At 35.2% G+C, this 24,976-nt stretch carries 17 protein-coding genes; 13 read left to right on the plus strand and 4 right to left on the minus strand.

What is annotated here, in order from left to right:
• Window positions 1-35 precede the first annotated feature (35 nt).
• The 7 genes from ABZP37_RS04980 to ABZP37_RS05010 all read left to right on the plus strand — a co-directional run bounded on the left by ABZP37_RS04980 (window position 36) and on the right by ABZP37_RS05010 (window position 12,979).
• Window positions 36-4,154 carry a two-component regulator propeller domain-containing protein gene (locus ABZP37_RS04980; RefSeq protein ID WP_366186139.1) on the plus strand — a complete coding sequence of 1,373 codons (4,119 nt, stop codon included), beginning with the start codon at window positions 36-38 and terminating at the stop codon, window positions 4,152-4,154.
• 238 nt (window positions 4,155-4,392) lie between these two features.
• A complete protein-coding gene (locus ABZP37_RS04985) occupies window positions 4,393-5,580 on the plus strand; it encodes a glycoside hydrolase family 88 protein (RefSeq protein ID WP_366186141.1) in 1,188 nt (395 codons plus the stop codon).
• Between the two features lie 13 nt (window positions 5,581-5,593).
• On the plus strand, window positions 5,594-7,165 hold the full coding sequence (locus ABZP37_RS04990; RefSeq protein ID WP_366186143.1) for a sulfatase: 1,572 nt from the start codon (window positions 5,594-5,596) through the stop codon (window positions 7,163-7,165).
• A 4-nt stretch (window positions 7,166-7,169) separates the two neighbouring features.
• On the plus strand, window positions 7,170-8,732 hold the full coding sequence (locus ABZP37_RS04995; protein ID WP_366186145.1) for a sulfatase: 1,563 nt from the start codon (window positions 7,170-7,172) through the stop codon (window positions 8,730-8,732).
• A 9-nt stretch (window positions 8,733-8,741) separates the two neighbouring features.
• Entirely contained in the window at window positions 8,742-10,460 is a 1,719-nt protein-coding gene (locus ABZP37_RS05000; RefSeq protein WP_366186147.1) for a family 43 glycosylhydrolase, read from the plus strand.
• A gap of 19 nt (window positions 10,461-10,479) precedes the next feature.
• Entirely contained in the window at window positions 10,480-11,592 is a 1,113-nt protein-coding gene (locus ABZP37_RS05005) for a hypothetical protein (protein WP_366186149.1), read from the plus strand.
• 583 nt (window positions 11,593-12,175) lie between these two features.
• Window positions 12,176-12,979, plus strand: coding sequence for a DUF1080 domain-containing protein (locus ABZP37_RS05010; protein ID WP_366186150.1), 804 nt, complete (start codon window positions 12,176-12,178; stop codon window positions 12,977-12,979).
• Window positions 12,980-13,248: 269 nt separating this feature from the next.
• Here ABZP37_RS05010 and ABZP37_RS05015 read toward each other — a convergent pair whose 3' ends face one another.
• From ABZP37_RS05015 to ABZP37_RS05025, 3 genes are all read right to left on the minus strand, one after another.
• Window positions 13,249-14,748 carry a T9SS type A sorting domain-containing protein gene (locus ABZP37_RS05015; RefSeq protein WP_366186151.1) on the minus strand — a complete coding sequence of 500 codons (1,500 nt, stop codon included), beginning with the start codon at window positions 14,746-14,748 and terminating at the stop codon, window positions 13,249-13,251.
• A 145-nt stretch (window positions 14,749-14,893) separates the two neighbouring features.
• Window positions 14,894-16,195: an MFS transporter gene (locus ABZP37_RS05020; RefSeq protein ID WP_366186153.1), complete on the minus strand. Its 1,302-nt coding sequence runs from the start codon at window positions 16,193-16,195 to the stop codon at window positions 14,894-14,896.
• Between the two features lie 98 nt (window positions 16,196-16,293).
• Complete coding sequence (locus ABZP37_RS05025; protein ID WP_366186155.1) at window positions 16,294-17,316, minus strand: LacI family DNA-binding transcriptional regulator; 1,023 nt, start codon at window positions 17,314-17,316, stop codon at window positions 16,294-16,296.
• Window positions 17,317-17,690: 374 nt separating this feature from the next.
• Between ABZP37_RS05025 and kduI the strand changes: the two genes are divergently transcribed.
• The 4 genes from kduI (at window position 17,691) to pth (ending at window position 21,570) form a co-directional block, all read left to right on the plus strand.
• The gene (kduI, locus tag ABZP37_RS05030; RefSeq protein ID WP_366186156.1) at window positions 17,691-18,533 is read left to right on the plus strand and encodes a 5-dehydro-4-deoxy-D-glucuronate isomerase; all 843 of its coding nucleotides are present in this window, start codon (window positions 17,691-17,693) and stop codon (window positions 18,531-18,533) included.
• Between the two features lie 18 nt (window positions 18,534-18,551).
• A complete protein-coding gene (locus ABZP37_RS05035) occupies window positions 18,552-19,346 on the plus strand; it encodes a gluconate 5-dehydrogenase (RefSeq protein ID WP_366186158.1) in 795 nt (264 codons plus the stop codon).
• 21 nt (window positions 19,347-19,367) lie between these two features.
• Window positions 19,368-20,543 carry a DUF4861 family protein gene (locus tag ABZP37_RS05040; protein ID WP_366186160.1) on the plus strand — a complete coding sequence of 392 codons (1,176 nt, stop codon included), beginning with the start codon at window positions 19,368-19,370 and terminating at the stop codon, window positions 20,541-20,543.
• Between the two features lie 400 nt (window positions 20,544-20,943).
• Window positions 20,944-21,570, plus strand: coding sequence for an aminoacyl-tRNA hydrolase (gene pth / locus ABZP37_RS05045; protein WP_366186162.1), 627 nt, complete (start codon window positions 20,944-20,946; stop codon window positions 21,568-21,570).
• A 226-nt stretch (window positions 21,571-21,796) separates the two neighbouring features.
• On the opposite strand, the gene ABZP37_RS05050 is transcribed toward pth, so the two are convergent.
• Window positions 21,797-22,513 (minus strand): DsbA family oxidoreductase, encoded by a 717-nt coding sequence (locus tag ABZP37_RS05050; RefSeq protein WP_366186163.1) that lies wholly within the window; start codon window positions 22,511-22,513, stop codon window positions 21,797-21,799.
• A 505-nt stretch (window positions 22,514-23,018) separates the two neighbouring features.
• On the opposite strand from ABZP37_RS05050, the gene ABZP37_RS05055 reads away from it, so the two are divergent.
• Together ABZP37_RS05055 and ABZP37_RS05060 are read left to right on the plus strand one after the other, a co-directional pair.
• On the plus strand, window positions 23,019-23,882 hold the full coding sequence (locus ABZP37_RS05055) for a hypothetical protein (protein ID WP_366186165.1): 864 nt from the start codon (window positions 23,019-23,021) through the stop codon (window positions 23,880-23,882).
• A 41-nt stretch (window positions 23,883-23,923) separates the two neighbouring features.
• Complete coding sequence (locus ABZP37_RS05060) at window positions 23,924-24,973, plus strand: substrate-binding domain-containing protein (protein WP_366186166.1); 1,050 nt, start codon at window positions 23,924-23,926, stop codon at window positions 24,971-24,973.
• Window positions 24,974-24,976 lie beyond the last annotated feature (3 nt).

The following is a 24,976-nucleotide window of genomic DNA, read 5'->3' on the forward strand; positions in this document are numbered from 1 at the left end:
TGTACTTTGGAGGATTAGTAATAGTGTATCGTAATATGAAAAAAAGTATTTATCTCATTTTGTTTTTGATTTTGGTGGTTCCTTTTCAATTCGTTTTTGGGCAGGAATCGGATAATTTAAAATTCAAACATTTTTCGTCGAAAGAAGGGTTGTCACAGAGTTCTGTGATTACCATTTTTCAGGATAGTAAAGGCTATATTTGGTTTGGCACCAGAGATGGTTTGAATAAGTTTGACGGGAACAAATTTACCATTTATCGTTCTAATTATCGCGATAATAAGAGTTTGAGCAACAGTTGGGTGACTTCTATTTATGAAGATAGCAAAGGTATTTTGTGGATAGGTACGAAGGACGGGCTGAATAAATACAACGCTAGTAAAGATAATTTTAAGCAGTATCATGCGTCAAATAAAGGCAATAGCATTTCGAATAACGAGATTTGGGGAATTACTGAAATTTCGCCTCAGGTTTTGATGGTAAGCACATCTAAGGGGATGAGTAAATTGAATACCAAAACAGATGTTTTCAACCATTGGTTTCATGATTTAAAAAATAAAAACTCGATTAGTGACAATAGAACCCGAGGTTTTTTGAATACAAAAGACGGTAGATTGTGGATTATGACGGTTAACGCTATTGATGTTTATAATCCTAAGAAAAATAGTTTTGCTCACTACAATTATCCTGAAAGAACTTTGAAGGAATCGCATGTTAACAATGCGCCAACACTTTTTGAGGCCAAAAACGGAAAAATATGGATGGGCTATGAAGGTGGGTTGGCACTTTTTAATCCTCAAAAATTGATTTTTGAACCTTATAAAATGGGAGTAACGAGTTCGGTGCGAACCTTGTATGAAGATAAAAATCATCATTTATGGATAGGTACATATTCGGGTTTGTATATTTTGAATAGCCAAAAACAAGAGGTTAAGAAGTATGTTCATAACGAAAATGATTCCAAAAGTTTGAGTCAGAATTCGATTTATAAAATCATAGAGGATTCCAAAGGAGATGTTTGGATTGGAACTTGGGCAGGCGGAATTAATTATTTTGATCGTAATTTTGATCGTTTTAAACAATTGACGGCAGGGACTAAAAATACCATGCTGAATTACAAAGTAGTGAGTTCTATAGTGGAAGAATCTCCAAATACATGGTGGATTGGAACTGAAGGAGGCGGACTGAATGTGTATGATAGAAGTACAGGATTGTTTAGTTATTTTACAAAAAATGATAATCCTAATAGCATTAGCTCCAACAATATCAAGTCGATGATTAAGGACAGAGAGGGGAATCTGTGGATAGGAACGCATGATGGAGGACTGAACTTTTTGAATAGCAAAGCAAAGCCTTATCGATTTTATCATTTTGATAAAACTGTTTCGGATGGTTTAAATATCAAGGATTGCAGGATTTTGTCTTTGTTTGAAGATAGTAATCGAAACATTTGGATAGGAACTTTGACCAATGGCTTGATTTTTTACAATAGAGAGACACAAATGTTTACAAAATTGCAAAAAGGAACTAAATCTATCTCCTGTATTGTAGCATCGTCTGATCCAAAATATATTTTAATTGGTGGTACCAAAGGATTGGAAAAAGTAACTATTGATACTCAAAAAATAAGTGCTATTTCATTGCAAAGTGAGAACGATGATTATCATTTGATTAAATCAATTAATTGTATTTATGAGGATACAAATAAAAATTATTGGCTAGGAACCGAAGGTCAAGGCCTATTTGTTTTCCATTCGAAAACTAAAAAAACTGTTAATTACGGCAAAGCAGAGGGATTGCCAAATGAAATAATTTACGGCATTGTACCCGATAAAAATGATTTGTGGATAAGTACAAATGATGGGCTGAGTAAATTGGATTTGAAAACGAATCAGTTTGAGAATTTTGATGAATCGGATGGGTTGCAGGGAAACGAATTTAATTACGGCTCTTTTTTGAAAACCTCACAAGGAGAGTTGATTTTTGGTGGACAAAATGGGCTGAATTATTTTTATTCTAAAAGTATAAAACCCAATACTCATTTTCCGGCATTGGACATTTATGCACTAGAAGTGAATAATAAACCTTTCCTGAAAATCACCGATTCTATCAAAGAAATTAAGCTGAAATACAATCAAAATGATTTTAACATTGATTTTGTGGCCTTGTCCTTTTCGCAACCAAATAAAAATAATTATGCGGTAAAACTGGAAGGTTTCGACCAAGAGTGGAGTTACATTGGCAACAAAAAAACGGTTACTTATACTAATATTGATGAAGGAACTTATGTTTTTAAAGTAAGATCGTCCAACAGTAACGGTCTTTGGAACGAAAAAGAAACTACAATAAAAATAAAAGTATTGCCTGCACCTTGGCATACTTGGTGGGCGTATTTGATTTATTTTCTTCTTATTTCGACGGCTTTGTATTTTGTTCGAAAGTTAATTATGATTCGAGTAGAAGAAAGAAACGAACTTAAAAACGAGAAGATTGAAAAGGAAAAGCTAGAAGAAGTTAATAAACTGAAATTACAATTTTTTACCAATATTTCTCATGAGTTTAGAACGCCGCTTACTTTGATTGTAGGGCCAGTGGAACAGTTGGTGAAAAACAAAGGCAATAATGATTTTGTAAAAAGAAACCTTGATACGATTCAGCGCAATACCAAAATTTTACTGCAATTAATTAATGAATTATTGGACTTCAGAAAAAGTGAAGACGGGAAATTCAAACTCAATGCTTCCAAAGATAATTTGATTCCGTTTGTCAAAAACATCAAACTTTCTTTTGAAGAATTGGCACGACAAAAACAGATTAATTACGTTTTTTCGACCACAGATGCAGAAATTGAAATTTGGTTTGATAAAATCAAGATGAACAAGATCTTTTTTAATTTGTTATCCAATGCTTTTAAGTTTTCGAGTGATAACAATAATTTGTTTCTCAATATTTCTAAAGTCAAAAACACAGAGCCTTCCGAGATAAAAGAGTTTGTGAAAATAGATATCATCAACTTTGTAAAGGTTATTCCAGCAGAACATATCAAGTTTATTTTTGAACGTTTTTATCAATTAGATCAAAAAGATGCTGAAACTGGTACCGGAATCGGACTCTCGTTAACCAAAAATTTGGTTGAACTTCACAAAGGAAAAATAGAAGTAAATAGTTCTGCCGAAAACGGAACTTGCTTTAGTGTGTATTTGCCAATAGGTAACGCGCATTTGTCTGCTGAAGAATGTGTAGATGAATATGATGAAACATTGGTAAACTTAGATTTTCAAAAACCAATTTTGACTCCTATGATCCCAATGTTGGAAGACGAAGAAACGGAGGAAGAAATCGCTGCATTTGATAAAGCAGTACCCACGGTTTTGATAGTAGAAGATAATTTGGATGTACGCAATTTTGTAAAAAGCATCTTTGCAAATAAATACAATGTACTGGATGCCGAAAATGGAAAAGATGCTATTGAAATTGCTCAAAAAGCACCAGTCGATTTGATTATTAGTGATGTGATGATGCCCATCATGGATGGATTTGAGTTGTGTAAAAAAATAAAAACGGATATTATAACCAGTCATATTCCAGTCATTTTATTAACAGCCAAAACCTCAGATGTACATCGCGATGAAGGCTATAAATTGGGAGCCAATGCTTATATTACTAAACCTTTTGATGCCGAAATTTTAGGGATTAGAGTAGATAATTTATTGGGAACTAGAAAGCAGTTAATATCTAAATTTAAAAAAGATATTATTCTAGAACCGAAAGAGTTGACGATCACTTCTGCCGATGAGGTTTTTCTCGAAAAAGCCATTAAGATTGTAGAAGACAATATCTCTGATACCGAGTTTAATGTAATTACTTTTACCGAACAAATGAATATGAGTCGCTCTGTTTTGTTTCGAAAAATGAAAGTACTCACAGGACAATCTATTAATGAATTTGTGCGAACGATTAAACTAAAAAGAGCTGGGCAATTATTGATTCAAAGCCAAATGAATATATCGGATGTGGCTTATGAAGTTGGGTTTAATGATTTGAAATATTTTAGAAAATGTTTTAAAACCTTATTCGAAGAAACTCCTAGCAGTTATAGATCCAAAAACGCAGTAGATAAAAATATTCCTTTTGAGGACGACGAAGAGGATTCTTAATTATTCAGTTACTATAAAAAGCAGTTTGTAAGGAACTGCTTTTTTTAGGTGTCGATTCTGTTAAAATATTGTTTGTAGTTGTAGTTTGCTGTTTTATATGTAGTTATGTTTTATATGTTTTGATATAATGAGCTTTTTACCCCCTACATAAGGACAATTTATCGCCTATTATTGTTCGAAAAGCGGCGGATATTGCAACTTAATTAGAGCATTATAATTAATTATCAAATAAAATAAAATGAGAGTTGTAAAATCATTTATCGCCCTACTATTTATTGGCAGCTTGTTGCAAGGCTGTATGTCTTCAACCACGATCAATAAACCGATTAAAAATTCAGAAGAGCAATTCAGCCTATTGTTAGAGGAAGCAGAAAAAGCCGATAGGATTCCAAGAACATTGGATGAGAATGGAAATATGCATTGGGCAAATCCAAAATTTGACTGGACAGAAGGCTTCTTTCCTGGTAGTTGTTGGTATCTCTATGAAGCCACCAAGGACGAAAAATGGAAAAAAGCTGCTGAAAAATTTCAAGGATTATTTGAAGATCATAAAATGAGACAAGACAACCATGACTTGGGTTTTGTTTTTAATTGCTCGTATGGTAACGGCTATCGATTGACCAAAAATGAAAAATTCAAAGCAGTGATGATTCAAGCTGCCAATTCATTAATCACACGTTTCAACCCTACCGTAGGATGTATTAAAAGCTGGGATGTAGATTCAGGCTGGCAAGCAACTAGAGGATGGGAATTTCCGGTAATCATTGACAATATGATGAATTTGGAATTGCTGTTCAAAGTGTCTGAAATGACTGGTGATTCAAAGTATAAAGAAATTGCCATAGCGCATGCCAATACAACCATGAAAAATCATTACCGTCCGGATTACAGTTCTTTTCATGTAATTGATTATGATCCAATAACTGGAGCAGTACGTAATAAAAATACGGCTCAAGGCTATGCTGATGATAGTTCATGGGCAAGGGGACAAGCTTGGGGGCTTTATGGATATACGGTTTGTTATCGTTATACCAATGACAAAAAATATCTGGAACAAGCAGAGAAAATCGCCAATTATATTCTGACGTACAAAGGAACTCCCAAAGACGGAATACCATATTGGGATTATGATGCGCCAAAAATTCCAAATGAACCTCGTGATGTATCTGCGGCAGCGGTTACGGCCTCAGCTTTAATGGAGTTAGATAAATATTCAAAAGAATCGTATTCGAATGAGATTAATACCATAATGACCTCATTGGCTTCAAGCGAATACACGGCTACAAAAGGTTCTAATAAAAATTTTATATTAAAACACAGTGTGGGTAGTATTCCGCATGGGAATGAAATTGACGTTCCTTTGAACTATGCCGATTATTATTATCTGGAAGCTTTGGTACGTTTGACTGAATTACCAAAAAAATAAATCAATATAAAGGATGAAAAATTTAGGAATCTACTTGTTGTTTGCCTTTGTTTCGATAAGCAGTCAATCACAAATCAAGAAAAAAGCAGTTGTGGCAACCAAGCCCAATATTTTAATTATTTTTCCCGACCAATTGCGCAGGTATAGCGCAGGATTTTGGTCAGAAGCGCCGTATCGCCAGCACGTGATCGGGAAACCAGATCCAGTGGTAACGCCAACCATTGACAAACTAGCAAAAAATGGTGTGGTCGTGACCAAAGGGATTAGTAATTTTCCTTTATGCAGTCCCTACCGTGGGATGTTACTTTCTGGAATGTATCCTGAGCAAAACGGAATTTGGAATAATTGCAAAAAAGACAGAGACGAAAGTCTGAAAGATGACGTGCAAACCATTACCGATTTGTTTTATGGCGCTGGGTACAATACGGCCTATTTTGGAAAATGCCATTGGTTAAAAAATGAGCCTTTATTTGATACTAAAGGAAATTATAAAGGAACGCTTGAAGCTCCTGGAGGGAATTATGTCAATGAATACGACACGTATATTCCGACGGGTGTAAAAAGACATCATATCGAATATTTCTATCAGGCCTTAAAAGACGAACATTTTAACCCACATATTTATTCGAGTGACCCCGCAGCAATTGATGGAAAAAAGGATGGAGAGTTGTTTTTACCTAAAATTTATTCACCAAAAAATGAAGCGGCAAAAATTGTAGATTACCTTAAGAATGATCGGAATCAAAGAGATACTTCTAAACCATTTTGTATGATTTGGGCAATGAATCCGCCACATAATCCTTGGGACGAAAAAAACACCGATATGGATATGCTTCATCAATATTATGATACAGATAAGTTTCCTAAATTAGATACGTCATTAGTAGTCCGTGAAAATGCCGATTTAAAAGTAGCCAATTATGCTCGTCATTATTTTGCAAATGTGACCAGTAGCGATGCTTATATGGGCGTAGTGATTGAAGAACTCGAAAGAATGGGAGCTTTAGACAATACCATTGTTATTTTTACTTCAGATCACGGTGAAATGTTAGGAAGCCACGGACACGAAGGGAAAAATTACATCGAAATGGAATCAATGGCGATTCCGTTTGTGGTACATTGGCCAAAAGGTTTGAAAGCTGGAATCCAAGATTTAATGTTAAGTGCGCCAGATGTATTACCAACGGCCATGGGATTAGCAGGTTTATCACAGCAGATTCCAAATACGGTTCAAGGAACAAATTTTTCTGATTTGTTGCAAAATCCGAAAACAACAACAGTCAAAAAGCCAGAAGCAATTCTACTAATGTTAGGCAATTCAAGAGGAGTTCTGACGGATAGATATACCTTATGTATTGAAGAAAATAAAACGCCTTGGGACAAAAAAGAAGTAAAAGATTTAGCTCGAACTTTTATTTATGATAATAAAAATGATCCGTATCAATTGAAAAAAATCAGTTTTAAGGAACAGCCCGAAGTGGCAAAAAAGCTTTTGGTACAATTGGGCGAGAAATTAAAAATGGCTAACGACCCTTGGTACAAAAGCAAAAAATACAATGATTTAATTCCTTACCCAAAAAACTAGCGATATGAAATTTGGAACCATAGTTTTAGCAGCAATAAGTATGTTGTCAGTAGGCTGTCAATCTCAAAAAAAGAAAGTAATCACAAACTCGGATAAACCTAATATTTTAATCATCTTTCCAGATCAATTGCGCCGTTATAGCGCTGGATTTTGGTCGGAACCAGGCTATAAAGAATATGTAATTGGAAAATCAGATCCTGTTTATACACCAAATATCGATCTGTTGGCCAAAAATGGTGTGGTTGTAACTAAAGGGATTAGTAATTTTCCGTTGTGTAGTCCGTATCGAGGTATGCTGATGTCTGGAATGTATCCTGAACAAAATGGAATTTGGAATAACTGCATTAAAGGGCGTACAGAGAATTTAAAAGACGAGGTACAAGCCATTCCTGATTTATTTTTAAAGGCAGGATATAATACATCGTACTTCGGAAAAACGCATTGGCATATTACCGAACCATTATTCGATAAAAAAGGAAATTATGTGGGGACGGACAAAGAACCTGGTGGGAATTACGTAAATACTTATGATACCTATGTGCCTAATGGAAGACCCCGTCACGGGATAGAATATTTTTACCAATCTGTAAAAGACGATCATTATAATCCTCATATTTATTCGAATGATCCTGGGGCAATTGAGGGTAAAAAAGATGGTGAATTGCATTTGCCAAAAGTGTTTTCACCTAAAAATGAAGCTGCTAAAATTGTAGATTATTTACGCAATAGTAGAGGGCAAAGAGACACTTCAAAACCCTTTTGTATGATGTGGGCACTCAACCCTCCACATAGCCCATGGGATGATGGGAATACCGATATGGAAACTTTAAAAGAATATTATGATACCGATAAATTCCCGAAAATAGACCATTCTTTGGTGGTGCGTGATAATGCAAGTTTGGAAGTGGCCAAATATGCACGTAATTATTTTGCCAATGTCACTAGTACCGATAAATATATCGGAATTGTTTTGGACGAACTCAAAAAAATGGGAGTATTGGACAATACTATCGTGATTTTTACCTCAGATCATGGTGAAATGTTAGGGAGCCATGATGATGAAGGCAAGAATGTTATCGAAATGGAAGCTATGGCAATTCCGCTAATTGTACATTGGCCGAAAGGCTTAAAAAAAGGAATTGTAGACGTTTTGTTCAGTGCACCAGATGTATTGCCCACAGTGATGGGATTGGCTGGATTGAAAACTGAAATTCCAGCTGAAGTACAAGGACTGAATCTTGCCGATATACTTGAAAATCCGCTGGCAACTAAACTCAAAAAACCAGAATCACTATTGTTGATGCTTTCACATTCTCGTGGTGTCTTGACAGATAGGTACACGCTTTGTGTGAACGAAAATAAAAAAGCCACCAAAGAATTGGGTGAAACCTTTTTCTATGACAATTTGAAAGATCCGTACCAATTCAAAAAAATTAGTTTGAAGGACGAACCAGAAGTTGCCAAAGAATTATTAGTCCAATTGGGTATTAAATTAAAAATGGCTAACGACCCTTGGTACAAAACCAAAAAATTCAGTTCGCTAATTCCATATCCAAAAAATAAATAAAGCCAAGTTATGTTCAAAAAATGCTTGTATATTCTGCTACTTTTAGTATTGACACACTGCCAATCTTCCAAGCAAATGGATGCTATGCAAACTACCGTTTGTAACCCAATGGATCTCAACTATAGATTCAGTTTAGACGGTGTTTCCCGTCGCGAAGGAGCCGACCCAACTGTAGTTTTGTATCAGGATGAATATTATCTATTTGCATCAAAATCGGGTGGGTATTGGAATTCAAAAGATTTAATTCACTGGGATTTTATTACTTCTACTGACTTGCCTTTTGAGGATTATGCCCCTACGGCTGTCGTTATTAAGAATACTTTGTACTTTATGGCTTCTAATAATAAAGCACCGATATCGATTTATAAAACTACCAATCCTAAATCTGGAAAATGGGATGTGGCCAATGCCAATTTTCCTATAGCCATGACCGATCCAGACTTGTTTTTGGACGATGACCGACTGTATTTGTATTACGGCTGCTCAAATGTAGATCCCATTTATGCAGTTGAGTTGGATTTGAAAACACTAAATCCCATTTCGAAACCGATTGAATGTTTTAATAGTAACAAAGCCATTTATGGGTGGGAACAATATGGAGACTATAACGATCAACCGGGGAATCCGTGGATCGAAGGTGCTTGGATGAACAAATACAAAGGCAAATATTACCTGCAGTATGCTGGACCTGGAACACGTTTCAAGAGTTATAGTGACGGATTGTACGTTGCCGATCATCCTCTAGGTCCTTTTACAATAGCCAAACACAATCCTATTTCAATTAAACCAGAGGGATTTGCAACAGGAGCGGGTCACGGCAGCACGTTTGAAGATAAGTACGGTAATTTTTGGCATATTGCCACGATGGTACTCACCGTCAAAGATAAGTTTGAACGACGATTAGGACTCTTTCCAGCATTTTTTGATAAGGATGGCGTTTTGGCTACTTATACGACTTTTGGTGATTTTCCCATTCGAATTCCAACTAAAAAAGTTAGTCAGCCCGAAGCATTATTTCCAGAATGGATGTTGCTATCTTATGGAAAACCGATTTCGGTTTCATCAGAAATTGAAGGACATGAAAAAAACAACGCTTCCGACGAAGAAATTAGAACGTATTGGAGTGCCAAAACTGGAAATTTAGGAGAATGGATTAGCATTGATCTACAAAAAGAAGCTGTTGTAAAAGCCGTACAAATTAACTATGCCGAAAACGACACTCATTTGTATGGATACAATTCCAATCAAAAACACCAATATCTTTTAGAATATTCAGTAGATAATAAAAATTGGAAGACAGCTGTCGATAATCGTAAAAATCAAAAGGATGTGCCCCATGATTACGTTCAGTTAGCCAAATCTATAAAAGCACGTTATTTAAAATTAACTAATTATTCGGTTCCTGATGGTACCTTTGCATTAGCCGATTTTAGGATTTTTGGTAATGCTCAAGGCAAAAGCCCCGCTGCTGAAACCGATTTTAGTATCATTAGAAATTCAGCAGACAAAAGAGCGGTAACCCTACAATGGAAACCCCAAAATGATGCTATAGGACATAATGTGAGGTACGGAATAGCTCCCGATAAGTTGTATCATACCTACCAAGTTTTGAACAAAAAGGAGATAACGATTAGAACTTTAAATGCAAATCAAACCTACTATTTTACAGTTGATGCCTTTAATGAAAATGGAATTGCGAAAGGAACAAAAGTGGTTGAGCTAAGATAATTGAAACACAAAACTAAAAATGAAAACAGGAATAATTATAGCATCATTTCTTTTTGTAGGATGGGGATGCAGTCATAAAATAGCAAATGGAAATCAACATACTTCTGCTAGTAAAACAAATGTAAGTATCGTTGGCGAAAAGTTTTATATCAACGGAAAACCAACTTACCATGGTGTAAAATGGAACGGGCATCCAATCGAAGGTTTGCTTATGAATTCCAGAATGGTACAAGGAATTTATGATGATGAAAACCCCGTAACTCGTGAAGCCATAAAATACCCGGATACCAATCAATGGGACCCCAATCGAAATACCAATGAGTTTGTACAAGCCATGGACGAATGGTACCAACACGGTCTAAGAGGTATCACCTTAAATTTGCAAGGCGGAAGTCCATTGGGCTATGGGAATAAAGGATGGATAAACACGGCAATTGATCCAGACGGAAATCTCAAGCCCGCTTATATGCAACGTTTGGATAAAATCTTAAAAAAAGCCGACAATATAGGAATGGTTGTCATTTTGGGGATTTATTATTTTGGTCAAGATCAATTTGTAAAAGACGAAACTGCCGTCATTAAAGGTGTTGATAATACCGTCAATTGGTTATTCGAAAAAGGATATCGTAATGTTCTTATCGAAATTGACAATGAATGTGATATCAAAGAATACGATCATGCCATTTTAAAACAAGATCGTGTGCATGAGTTGATGGAGCGGGTACATAATACACAAAAAAATGGCTACCATTATTTAGTAGGAACCAGTTACAAAGGACAAGCAATTCCAAAAACGAATGTTGTAAAAGCTTCCGATTTTATTTTACTGCACGGTAATAATGTGGTTCGAAAAGGACAAATTGAAGAAATGATTGCCCAAACCCGTCAGGTCGAAGGCTACAAACCAATGCCTATTGTTTTCAATGAAGACGATCATTATGATTATGAGAAAACAGGAAACAATTTTGTAAGCGCCGTTGAATCCTATACTTCATGGGGGTTTTTCGACTTCAGAAGAAAAGAGGAAAAAATGGAAGAAGGATTTCAAACCATTCCTGTAAACTGGAAGATTAGTTCAGAACGCAAAAAGGATTTTTTTAATAAAGTAAAAGATATTACGACTGGCAATTAACTTTAAACAAAGGTGCTTAGATTTCTTGACTTAACCCAAACCCTATAAATAGGGTAAAATGGTTTAAGTCAAGATTTTTTTATAGAACTTATTTTTCAATTATCATCAATTTCAGAATTGTATAAGTTGTTTTTTGTTGCCAATTCCAGCCATCCACTATAGCCTTACGGAATAAAGTTTTTTTTACTAGGTCGTTACAGGAGCTTCCTTCGGTCGCTCTGTAACTCCCGTAAAAAACAACTTTATTCCGTCAGGGCTACCGTTCCTGTCTGGGGCAGAAGTATGAAAAAACGATTTAGGTTTTAATCTTAATCGACTACAATTCTAGATTAGTACATTATCTGGGTGTATGTATTAAAGCCAAATTATTCAAAATAACTCCCAATGATTTTAAAAATAACTCCCTAAATTTACAAGAAAACCTAATCAACTTGCATTAATAACGTTGTGAAACTCTACAAATATGCAATTTTAAAAGCCATGAAATCTGTTGATTTCAGGGATGAAAAATGACATTCAAAGATATTTATATTCGCGCATTATAATAGAATTATTTTTTTTAACCACCATAAACATAGCCACCATGAAATTTAAAAATCTATCTCAAATTGCCACTATTCTAGTTATATTATTAGTTTCCTTTTTTAGTAACGCACAGTCAAAAGAGACTGGTTTTGTAAGTCTTTTTAATGGAGAAAATCTCGATGGTTGGTATTTGAAAATAAAAAATGGTGATGCCGATTTGGCAAAAAAAGTATATGCTGTAGAAAACGGTATGGTGCATGTATTCAAGGATTTTCCTAAGGAATACGAATTGAATACTGGTGTAAATGCAACACATGGTTTATTCTATACCAATAAAAAATACAGTAGATTTATTTTTAAGTTCGAATACAAATGGGGAACAGGAATCGCCAATAATTTTGCTCAATTTCAGTACGATGCCGGAATGTATTACCACGTTGTTGATGACAAAATATGGCCAAAAGGTATTGAATACCAAGTTCGTTACGATCAGACTAAAAACAGGAATCATACCGGTGATTATTGGGCTAATGGATTGAAATGGTACTCGAAAGACAGTACGACTTTCTGTTTGCCATCGGCAGGAGGACAGGCTGTTTTGGGGCACAAAGGAGAACACCTTGCCTCACAAAATGTAAAGTTTAATGCACTAAACAACAAATGGAACAAATGCGAAGTGATTGTGATGGGTGATAAATATTCAATTCACAAGCTAAATGGCAAAATCGTTAATATGGCTACCGATCTGCCATTCAGCGAGGGAGTAATTGGTTTGCAATCGGAAACAGCTGAAATTTATTACCGTAACATTGAAATTAAAGAATTTGATGAAATTGTTCCGATGGAAAAATTTCTTAAATAATCGTAAGTCATGAAAAATCGATTTAAATAAGCATTTTTACTTAGCACTTAATTGGTATTGTTTTTTGGAACCCCGATACCGCACGAATCCTTTCGTGTGGTTTTTGTCATTTAAGCTAAATGACAAATTTATAATTTGTACTTCTATAACTTGAAAAACAAGGTTGTTCTGTAAATATGAAAGTTTTGGTTACAGCAGAACATACAAAACCCAGTATATTTTAAGTTTTAAATTCACAATAAGGTTTTGTATTATTCGAACACTACCATTTATTTCTTAATCAACTTAATACTTTTGGAAGAATTTCCAGTTAGATTTAAGATATAAACTCCTGCAGATAGATTCAAAATCTCCACATTCAGGATCATCTCTACCTCGTTGGGGCTAATATTTTTCATTATAACAACTTTTCCTGTAGAGCTAATCAAACTAACTTTATTGTATTGATGACCTTCATTTAAAACCAATTTTAATCTAGAAGTGAAAGGGTTTGGACTTATTGTTTCAATCTTTTTTTTTAGATTGATTTCAGTTGTTCCTAACAAATTGGTGTTTTTAGGTATAAAACCAGTAACAGCATATAAGGTTTTTCCGCTTGGAATACCTACAGAATATTCAGGAAAATTCACAATTTTATCGGCTAATGCTATCGCTATTTTTTTAGGACCATAATACACTTTGCTGTCGTCGGACCAAGGGGTATTGGTAGGGCTATAAGTATGATTGTTTTGTAAGCAAGAATTTCGATAAACAAAATTCGGGTTGTTGGAATTAGTATGTTGGCTTGACCAAGGTCCCATAATCGCAAAATAATCAGGTGCATTTGTTTTTATAATTGCTGGCCCAGGTTCGCTAGCATCAACAGGAGGCATGTCAACAGGAAGAGTGATATTGTTAAATTCGATTAAGTTATTTCCGTTGTCACCAGAGTGAAAACTTATTTCTTGTTTAAAGTCATTGTCATAAACCACATTATATTCTACATTTGACCCTTGAAGTGAAATATGTCTAACATGGGTGACTTTACAACCTGTGATAAGATTGTCTCTACTTTGAATGAAAAAGTATCCTTCTGCACCTCCCGCTTTTCTATGACAGCCATCTACAATTAAATCTCGTAAAGTAATGTGTTCCCCCACACAACGTAAAGGGTCATTAGCACTGTTCAAAATAGTGACTTTGTCTAACCAACAATTATTTGTCGTTCCGGATAGTCTTACGGATACATTGTCATTTGTTATTTCTCTGTTTTCATCCAAACTGTAGTTCCAAGCATAAACAGGGGTTCCCCATCCCCCTTGAATGGTAAGGTTGTAAATACCACATTTGCTCACATTATAGAAAGTAAAAGCATTTCCTCCAACCATAGTGATCGTGCAAATAACACCTTCTCTAGTTTGTCCAATAAGGGAAACGTTTGATTTCATTGTAATACTAGCATCAATTGTGTAATTCCCATCATTAAGTGTTAATAGTCCTTTTTGTCCTGAAGTGAGACTATTTGATAAAGTAACAATAGCAGTATTTATTGCAGCACTATTTCCTGCATTTATAGTTGCCTTTTTTTCGAAATTGGCATCATTCACAAAAGGGATTCCGCCTATAACACCTGCATTGGCCCAACGACTCATTTGTGGGTAATTGGTGCTATTGGCATCGATTGCGGTTTGGTTAATGGTAACGCCAGGGTCTCCAACACGTAGTTGTGCTTGACTAATAGTTGATATAAAACAGAATGCTGCGAGTACAGATAGTTTGAATTTTTTCATTTGGTTTAGTATGTTTTTAATGAAGTAATTGTATGCTAAATTAAAGTTTACTACTAATGGTAATAGGGTGTTAATCGCTTTTAGAGAAGGTACATATCGGTCAAAAAAAATCCCCAAAACATTTATGTTTTGAGGATTAAAAAAATTATTTCACTTGTTGGAGATTGTCATTCAGAGGTGTCATGTTTGGCATTAGCAATTGAACAAATCCTAAGACTACTAAATAACAGGAACCAGCGACTAAGAAAGCCCAGAAATAAGCAGTATTATCAGCATTGTCCAATAAGCTACCCAAAATTTTATTACTTATTATAGAGGCAACGGCTCCAACCATTCCACCTAATCCAATGATGGTTGCTATTGCTTTTTTTGGGAATACGTCAGGAACTAAGGTAAAAATGTTGGCAGACCACGCTTGGTGTCCTGCAGCTCCTATTCCGATTAAGAATACCGCCACCCATTTGTTTTCTGCAAAGGCAACATAACAAACCGGTAAAATTAATAAAGCACAAAGTAATAAAGTTATTTTTCTTGATTTGTTGATCGACCATCCTTTGTTGATGAAATATCCGGATAAATATCCTCCAAATATGCTCCCCAAGTCGGCCATGAAATACATGATAAAAAAAGGCAAACCAATATCTTTTAATTTTAAATCGAAAGTATCTGATAAGAATTTTGCACCCCAAAAGAGGTAAAACCACCAAACAGCATCAGTAGTTTTAGCGATAGCAAAAGCCCAAGCTTGTCGTTTTTTAATAATTTTTATCCAAGGGATTTTTGTTGTGTCTGTCTCTATTTCAGAATCACTGTTGATGTGTGCCAACTCTTCTGGGCTTACTTTTGAATGTTCTTCTGGTTTTTTGTAGGTTCGCAGCCATATGATAATCCAAATAGTACTTAAAGCTCCTGTGATTAAAAACGGAATCTGCCAGTTAGTCCCATCTTCTTCTACGATCCAACCTACGACAAATGGCGCTGCGATAGCTCCAATACTTGTAGCGGCATTAAAAATCCCAGTAGCATAGGCGCGCTCTTTTTTGGGAAACCATTCTGCAACGGTTTTTATGGCGGCAGGAAAGTTTCCTGCTTCTCCAAATCCTAACCCAAAACGAGCCAAACTAAAACCTATTATACTAAATGCAGGAGTTACAAAAGCATGAAGCATACCGAACAAACTCCAAATTCCAATTGAAACCGTGTATCCTATTTTTGTTCCTAAACGATCTATAATTCCACCCATAGTCAGCATACCAATCGCATAAGCTACTTGAAAACTGATAAGAATATTAGCATAATCATTATTAGTCCAATTGAATAATTTTTGTAGTGTAGGAGCCATCACCCCAATGATGCTTCTGTCAAAATAATTGATGGTGGTAGCAAATAATAGTAAGGATAGAATACGAAATCGATAGTTTCCGATTTTGTTTTTTATTGTAGTCATATCTTGGTTTTAATAGTTGATTTTGTAAATATATAAAATAAATACAATCGATTGTATTTATTGCCAAAAGATTTGTTTTTAAAAAATTCAGCGAAGTTTTAGGTTTTTTTCCTAGAAGAATTCCTAATAATCAATTCAGGTTCAAGAATTTTAGTTTGATTGATTCGAAGGCTGGCTGTGGTTTTGATTTGTTCGAATAGCAAACTAGCGGCTACTTTTCCCATTTCAAAATCGGGCTGTTTGATGGTGGAAAGTGAGGGTTCGATTACGGCGGAAACCGCTTCGTTGCTAAAACCTACGAAGGCAATATCTTGCGGAATTTTGATTCCTTTTTCTTTTAAATACTGCATGGCACTGATAGCAGAAATATCGTTGGACGAAAAAACGCCATCTACTTTGGGAAGCGCAAGTAAATTTTCGGCCATGGTAACTCCGTCTTCTTTCATTAAAAAGGATTCAAAAATATAGTTTTCTTTAATCGGAATGTTATGTTTTTCTAATGCTGCTTTGTACCCATTGGTTCTACGCTGGTACAATTGAGAGTTTTGAGGCCCGGCAAAGTGAACTATGTTTTTACAACCTTGTTCTATTAAATGTTCGGTGGCTTCTTGGCTTATTTTGAAATCGTCAATGATGACATTGGTACTGTTCTCTAGAGTACAAGGTCGGTCAAAAAAGAGAATTGGAAAACCTTGGTTTTGGTATGCTATAAAGTGATCGTGGTTGGTCGTTTTCATAGAAACAGAAATCAAAACACCATCGACTCTATTGGATAATAAGGTATTCATTAATTTTTTTTCTCTTTCATAATCATCTAATGATTGACAGATGATGACGTCGTAGCCAGCGTCAAAAGCTGTTTCTTCGATTCCTGCAATTACTGATGAGAAAAATTGACGTGCAATTCGAGGTACAATAACACCGATGGAATGGGTTTTATTCGTCCTTAGTTTTGATGCTAAACTATTGCGCTGGTACCCCAATTCGTTGGCCTTGCTTAGAATTTTATCTTTCGTTTTTTGAGATACACGCGGACTGTCGTTAAGTGCTCGTGATACGGTTGAACTGTCAATTTCTAAGGCTTTAGAAATATCATGAATGGTTACATTGTTGTTTTTCATGGTCATGGATTGCGTTCAAAGGTAAGTGTTTATTTCAAAATAAAGATTTAGTGATTGCTGTTGGTATTTTAATTTCATTTCTATGACTTAATAAATATATTGTAGTACTGGTTTGCGTGAGGGATAGCCCCGAAGGGTCGGGATGGAAATCCTTTTTTTGGGTTTTTTTTTGACCCAAAAAAGATTGAAACGGATAGCCTGACCCGCTCCCGACTTTTCGGGATTCGACGGGGCACGCCCATATTATTTTTAATATTCGTTGCTCTACTCTTTATTGTTGATAGCAAATGTAGGTATTTCAAAAATAAATACAATCGATTGTATTTTGAATTATTATTTGTATATTTATCAAAATTTTAAAAATAAATAGTGTTATGGAAAATAAATATGAATCCCGTTACGCAGCAGCTCCTCAAGATGTAAAGTCTTATGATACGGCAAGATTACGCAAGGAGTTTTTGATCGAAAATATATTTACAGACAATAAGGTTACTTTGGTGTATTCTCATTACGACCGCTATATTACAGGTGGTGTTAAGCCAGTTGCTGAAACGGTGGTATTGGAAAGTATTGACCAATTGAAAGCGAGTTATTTTTTGGAACGTAGAGAACTTGGAATTATTAATGTTGGTGGGCAAGGAACGGTTACGGTAAATGGCGTAGCATATGAACTGAATCATAAGGAAGCTTTGTATGTTGGTCAAGGGAATGAGAAGGTTTCGTTTACTAGTACTGATGCGGCAAATCCTGCTTTATTTTATATCAACTCTACTCCAGCGCACAAAGCCTATCCAATTAAAAAAATTGGTATTGATGATGTCGAAGTGGTAGAATTGGGTGCTCCTGAAACAGCAAACAGACGTACACTTAGAAAATATATTGTAAACAGTGTGGTTGATGTTTGCCAGTTGCAAATGGGAATGACGACTTTGCATTCTGGAAGTGTTTGGAACACCATGCCAGCGCACGTGCACGACCGTAGAATGGAAGTGTATTTCTATTTTGAAATTCCAGAAAACCAAGCAGTTTGTCACTTTATGGGACAACCAGACGAAACTAGACATATTTGGATGGGGAACAACCAAGCGGTGATTTCGCCACCATGGTCGATTCACTCCGGTTCGGGGACTAGCAATTATTCTTTTATTTGGGGAATGGCTGGTGAAAACTTGGATTATGGAGACATGGATTTTTGTAACATCACCGATTTAAGATAATTCTAAATAAAAAAATATATGTCAATTCAATTATTTGATTTAACAGGCAAAGTAGCTTTGATTACAGGCGGTACTCATGGATTGGGTCAGGCTATGGCTGAGGGTTTGGGTAATGCGGGGGCTACTTTGGTCATTAATGGTGCTTCGTCTCAAGAAAAATTAGACAAGGCTGTGGCGGGTTACACTGCTATGGGAATTACCGCACACGGTTATCTTTTTGATGTTACGAATGAGGAGCAAGTAATCAAGAATATTGCTGCTATTGAGAAAGAGGTTGGAAACATTGATATTTTGGTAAACAATGCAGGAATAATCAAAAGAATTCCACTTGAAAATATGGAAGTTGCCGATTTTGAAGAAGTAATTAAAGTCGATTTAGTAAGTCCGTTTATTATGTCCAAACATGTGGTCAAAGGGATGATTGCTCGTAAGCAAGGAAAAATAATCAATATTTGCTCTATGATGAGTGAATTAGGACGCAGTACTGTTGGTGCTTATGCCGCTGCAAAAGGTGGTTTAAAAATGTTGACTAAGAACATGGCGACCGAATGGGCAAAACATAATATACAAATTAACGGTATTGGTCCAGGTTATTTTGCTACCACGCAAACCGAACCAATTCGTGTGGATGGACATCCGTTTAACGAATTTATTTTGGGGAGAACGCCAGCGGCTCGTTGGGGAGATCCTGAGGATTTGCAAGGAGCGGCTATCTTTTTAAGTTCAAAAGCAAGTGATTTTGTAAACGGGCATATTGTGTATGTAGATGGTGGTATCTTGGCCACTATCGGTAAGCCGTCAAACGAAATTTAATTTTGCCAAAAAACCATTTTTATGAAATTTTTCAAAATAATATGTAGTACTGTTACGGCTTGCCTTTTGTTCTCTTTTGGTTCGAAAGAAAAGGTGATTACCGTAAAAGTAAAGAATGTCTTGAATAAAGAACGCTCTTTTGAAACGGTGACTTTGACCAAAGATTTTTTGAAAACCAATGAGATCAAAAACTTAGGTGTTCGAGACAGGAAAACGGGTAAGTTACTCGTTACTCAATTGGTTGATACGGATGGCGATGGAGTTATGGACGAGTTGTTATTTCAACCCGTTGTTGCTGCCAAAACTACTCAGGAGTTTGAGGTAGTTCCTGTAACTGAGCAAGAAAGACCGAAGTCGATTGACTACTGTTATTCTCGTTTTGTACCCGAACGTACCGATGATTATACTTGGGAAAACAACAAAGTGGCTTTTAGAGTGTATGGCCCTGTGGCTCAAAAAATGATTGAGGACAATGTTAAGGGGGGGACACTTTCTAGTGGTGTAGATGCTTGGTTGAAAAGAGTAGAGACACCTGTTATTAATAAATGGTATAAGAAAGTTGTTGATAAAACCGGTAGTTATCATGAAGATACAGGTGAAGGTTTGGATAATTTTCATGTTGGTGCGAGTAGAGGTGTAGGTGGAATTGCAGTAAAAAACAAAGACCAGTATTATTACTCTAAAAATTATACGCAATACAGAACGATTACAACAGGCCCTATTCGTACTAGTTTTTATTTAAACTATGAAGACTGGGATGCGAATGGAAAAAAGATTGTAGAGTCAAAAATTATTAGTTTAGATTATGGTAGTCGTATGACTAAATTTGAAACTTCATTAGAAGGCTCAAAATCTATTGCTGCTGGATTGACACTTCATGAAAAGAAAGGTAAAGTAGCGGGTAATAAGAAAAACGGTTGGGTAAGTTATTACGAGCCAATTGGGGATTCTGAAATAGGAACTGCTATCGTGGCGGAAAAAAAATACTTTTGTAGTTTTGAGACTTATGACACACCAAAAGCAGATTTAAGCAATGCGTATGCCAACTTAAAAGTAAAAAACAATAAGGTGGTTTACTACGCAGGTCACGGCTGGAAAAAAGAAGGTCAAATCAAGAATGCTGCAGAATGGCAGAATTATTTGAATGAGTTTTCAGAAAACATAAACCATCCTTTGGAGGTTTCTTTGGGGAAATAATTTTAATCGAAAATAATAATAAGTCCTTTTACAATTGCATTGTCATTTGTAAAAGGATTTTTTTTGTTTAAGAAATGCATTAAATGCGTCAGTTCGAGTGTTTTATAATCCAAATGCGATAGCTTTTGGATTATAAAAAGTATCGAGAACTATTATGGAAAATAAAACGAGTTCTCGATACATTTTTTTCTCCGCTCCGCTGCGTAAAAAAACACTCGAACGACGGGATTTATAGTTTGTAGTTTAACGTCAGTTCGAGTGTTTTTAAATCCAAATGCGAAAGTTTTTGGGTTTTAAAAAGTATCGAGAACACTAGTAGTGGATTTAAGTTTATACAGGAATTGGAAAACTACCCTGGTGCATTATTCTTTTTTTAAACAAATACTCTTATTTTTGCCGCATGATAAAATGGATACAACAATTGTTTTCATCTGAATCGAAAGAGGATAAAATCGATAATATGAAGAAATTTTTAATAGTAGGACTTGGAAATATTGGCGCTGATTATGTGAATACCCGCCACAACATAGGTTTTAAAGTAGTTGATTTTTTGGCTCGAAAAGAAGCAGTCTCTTTTGAAACGGTAAAGTTGGGAACAATGGCCGAATTTAGATTCAAAGGCCGAACTTTTTTACTATTGAAACCCAATACCTATATGAATTTGAGCGGTAAAGCCGTGAAATATTGGTTAGATAAAGAAAATATTCCGGTTGAAAATCTGTTTGTAATTACAGATGATCTGAATTTGTCTTTTGGAGCTATTCGAATTAAACCCAAAGGAAGCGACGGTGGACACAATGGTTTGAAAAATATTAATTTCGAACTAAATTCGAATGTTTATGCTCGTTTTCGCTTTGGAATCAGTGATGAATTCAAAAAAGGAAAACAAGTCGACTACGTTTTAGGAGAATGGACTCCTGAAGAAGAAGCCAAACTACCGGAACGTTACGAAATGGCTACCGAGATTATTAAGTCTTTTGGAACAGCAGGCTTGGAGCTTACCATGACTTCTTATAATGGGAAATAATTGGTAGTTGCATTATATAAATACCATATTGTAATACTAATGTCAGTAGTGCATTCAATTTACCGTTTTAATATAGTTTCTTTTTACCATTAAGAAATTAAGAAAATTTAGCTTTAATATTGCTTAATTTCTTGATGGTTTAAAAGAATAACCTATTTTTTATTTGGGTTAATCCAAAGAATAAATGGTGAAAATTTGCGCCCTTAGTGTCTTCGTGGCAAAATAATTAGTTACAACCTTCAATCCCGCAACTATCACCTTCGTCAGTGTTTAGTAAAGTAAGTTTAGGTCCAAAGCTACCTTCTTCCCATACTTTTTCGAGTGTTTTAACAAAGGTCTCTACATGTTGTGCGCCAGAAACTGCATATTTATTATCGAAAACAAAGAAAGGTACGCCTTGTACGCCTATTTGTTGTGCCATAGCGATGTCATTTTGAACTTCTTGCTCGAAAGCATTGGAATTTAAAACTTCGTCAACAACTGATTTTTCTAAACCTACTTCTTGTCCAAGTGTGGCGAGAGTAGGCAAGTCGTTTACATCTTTTCCATCGGTCATGTAGGCTTTAAATAATAACTCTTTTAGGTTGTCACCAACATTATGTTTCTTGGCTAAATGCAATAGTCGGTGCGCATTATGTGAATTGGCTAGAATGGCTTTGTCAAAATTGAACTCAAGTCCTGTGTTTTTGGCATTTTGAGTCATGCTGTCTACCATTTCTACTGCCCAGTCTTTGTCTTTTCTATACTTTTCGGCTAAGTGATCATAAATATTGTCCTCTTTTGAAGCTACAAAGTTAGCGTCCAGTTGAAAACTCTTCCATTCGATTTCGATAGCATCTTTGTGACCAAACTGTTCCAATGCATTTTCAATTCTTCTTTTACCTATGTAGCAATAGGGACACATAACGTCTGACCATATTTGTATTTTGAGTGTGTTTTCCATTTTGTTGTTATTGTTTGTATATACAAATGTAGTGAAGTCTTTTTATAACTGTGTATAGTTTAGGATTTTATTAGGATTTCAATTTTTGCAATCTATTGTTGATAAGTGTATTGTGTTTTATTGTGAAAAATTTCAACTAAGGTTGTAATGGTTTGATTCCCTGTTATTGTCGTTTGGCTGCATTTCAACGACTAAAAGATAGTTTTTTTTACCTCCTAAAGTAGAAATGACTTGTATTTTTAATGTTTTACGATAACGTAATAGTTTATTTAACTTACAAAACTAAATAATAAACGTATTTTATACGTAATTATATTTTCATTGTAAACCCTTGAAAAATATAGAATACTGATAATATTATTGGAATAAATATCAATTATATGTTTTTTTTGTTGCTTTAAAAAATACATATGTCAATATTAGTTATATCTTTGCTTTAATGAAACGTAAATAATACGTTTTATAAAAAAGCCAAAAACAAATTAACTAACTAGAATTATTAATTATGAAAAAAGGATTGAAAAATGTGTCAGTTGTAACGGGAGCTACACTGAGAAAAAAATTAACTTTACAAGTATTGGCTTTAGCGATGCTATTTGGAGCAAATGCTGTTCAGGCTCAAGGAGAGAGAGTAAAAAGAGTTGATGATACTTACGAGCCGTTTACTTTCGGTCTTCATTTGAAAAACATGCACCTTTGGCATGGATTTGTAGTGACTCCTGGTCCAATGGCTGCCACTAATTTAGAATTCAATACAAGAGATAAAAAATTCACTTTTGGTGTATGGGGTGGTGCAGGTGCTGCTTCTGATGTTGTGAATAAATCAGGGCAACAAGTAGGAGCTAACTATAAAGAATTCTCAATTTATACCGTATATCGTTTCTCAAACAAATTTTTTATCGAAGCGGTTACTCATAACAACTACACTGGAGTTGAAGAAAGAGGAGATGTATTGCACTATTGGAGTTATGATAAAACACAAGGATATAATTTCGTAGATTTAAACTTCGGATACCAAGTTACTAAGAATACTTCGTTGTATTTAGCAACAATTTTAGGTGGTGGTTCTGGGGATTATGAAGTACAGTCAGACGGTTCTTTCAAAGATTCTTATACACATTATTTAGAGGTAAAAAGTAAAGTATGGGAAAAAGGAAGCAGTCATCTTTCACTTTTTGCAGGTGGTGCTTGGTCTTTTATCACTGATAAAACTTTCTACACAGAAGGAAAAGGGAATTTTATCAATGTAGGAGCTACTTTGTCTAAAAATGTAAAACTTGGATCGTATGTTTTACCAGTTGATGTAACAGCAATGTGGAATCCAGAAAAACAAAAAACAGTTTTACAAGTTGACTTAAAAATATTTTAATAAAAAAAACTAATATACATTAACAACCTAAATTACAAGTTATGAAAACAGTATTAAAAAAATTAGTTAAGCCATTATTGATGTTGGCGATTATAGCAACTGCAACAAGTTGTATCGATAAAGACAAAAATGAAAAAGGAGATGCTGAAGCATCGGTAGCAACAGAATCTAAATTTGAAAGTGAGAAAGATTTAAAAGGGATGAAAATTGGTTATTGCACACCTTCATTAGATGCTCCTTATTACCAAGCGCTTTTGACAAGTATTAAAGAAACAACAGAAGCTAACGGAATGGAATTTTTGTCTGCAGATGGTCAAGGGGATATCAATAAACAAATCGCAGCTTGCGAGGATTTGATTACCAAAGGAGTTGATGCTTTGTTATTAAATCCAAAAGATCCAGATGCTTTGGTTGGAGTTACTAAAATTGCTAAAGCAGCAGGTATTCCAGTATTTATTATTGACAGTTCAATTGATCCTTCGGCTGATTTTGTGACTACTATTCAATCTAATAATTTGGCAAACGGTGAATTAGCAGGTGAATGGGCAGCTAAGAAATTCGGGTCTAAAAAAATGACTATCGCTTTGTTGAGTGGAAACGCTGGAAACCCAGTTGGAAAAACGCGTAAGCAAGGACTATTACAAGGAATTACTGAAGAGCAATTAAGAACTTTAGGATATATCAATCTAAATGTAGTAACACAAGCTTATACTGATTGGACGTATGCTGGTGGTTTGAAAGCAATGGAAGATGTACTAGTTGCACACCCAGATGTGAATCTTGTTATTACAGAATCTGATGTTTGTGTGTTGGGTGCGATCAAAGCAATTGCTCAAGCAGGAAAAACAAAAGACATCTTAATTGTGGCCGGTGCCGATGGTCAAAAAGAAGCTATCAAATATATTATGGATACTGATTTTTATGGTTGTACTGCAATGAATAGTCCAGTTCAAATTGGAAAAAATTCAGTCGAAGCTGCCATTCAATACATTAATGGTAAAAGAGATTTTTCTAAAATATCGTTTACTGCACCTTTGTTAATTACAAAAGAAAACGCTGCTAAATATTACAACCCAAAAGCATTGTTTTAATCT

Source organism: Flavobacterium ovatum (assembly GCF_040703125.1).
Taxonomy (GTDB): Bacteria; Bacteroidota; Bacteroidia; order Flavobacteriales; family Flavobacteriaceae; genus Flavobacterium; species Flavobacterium ovatum.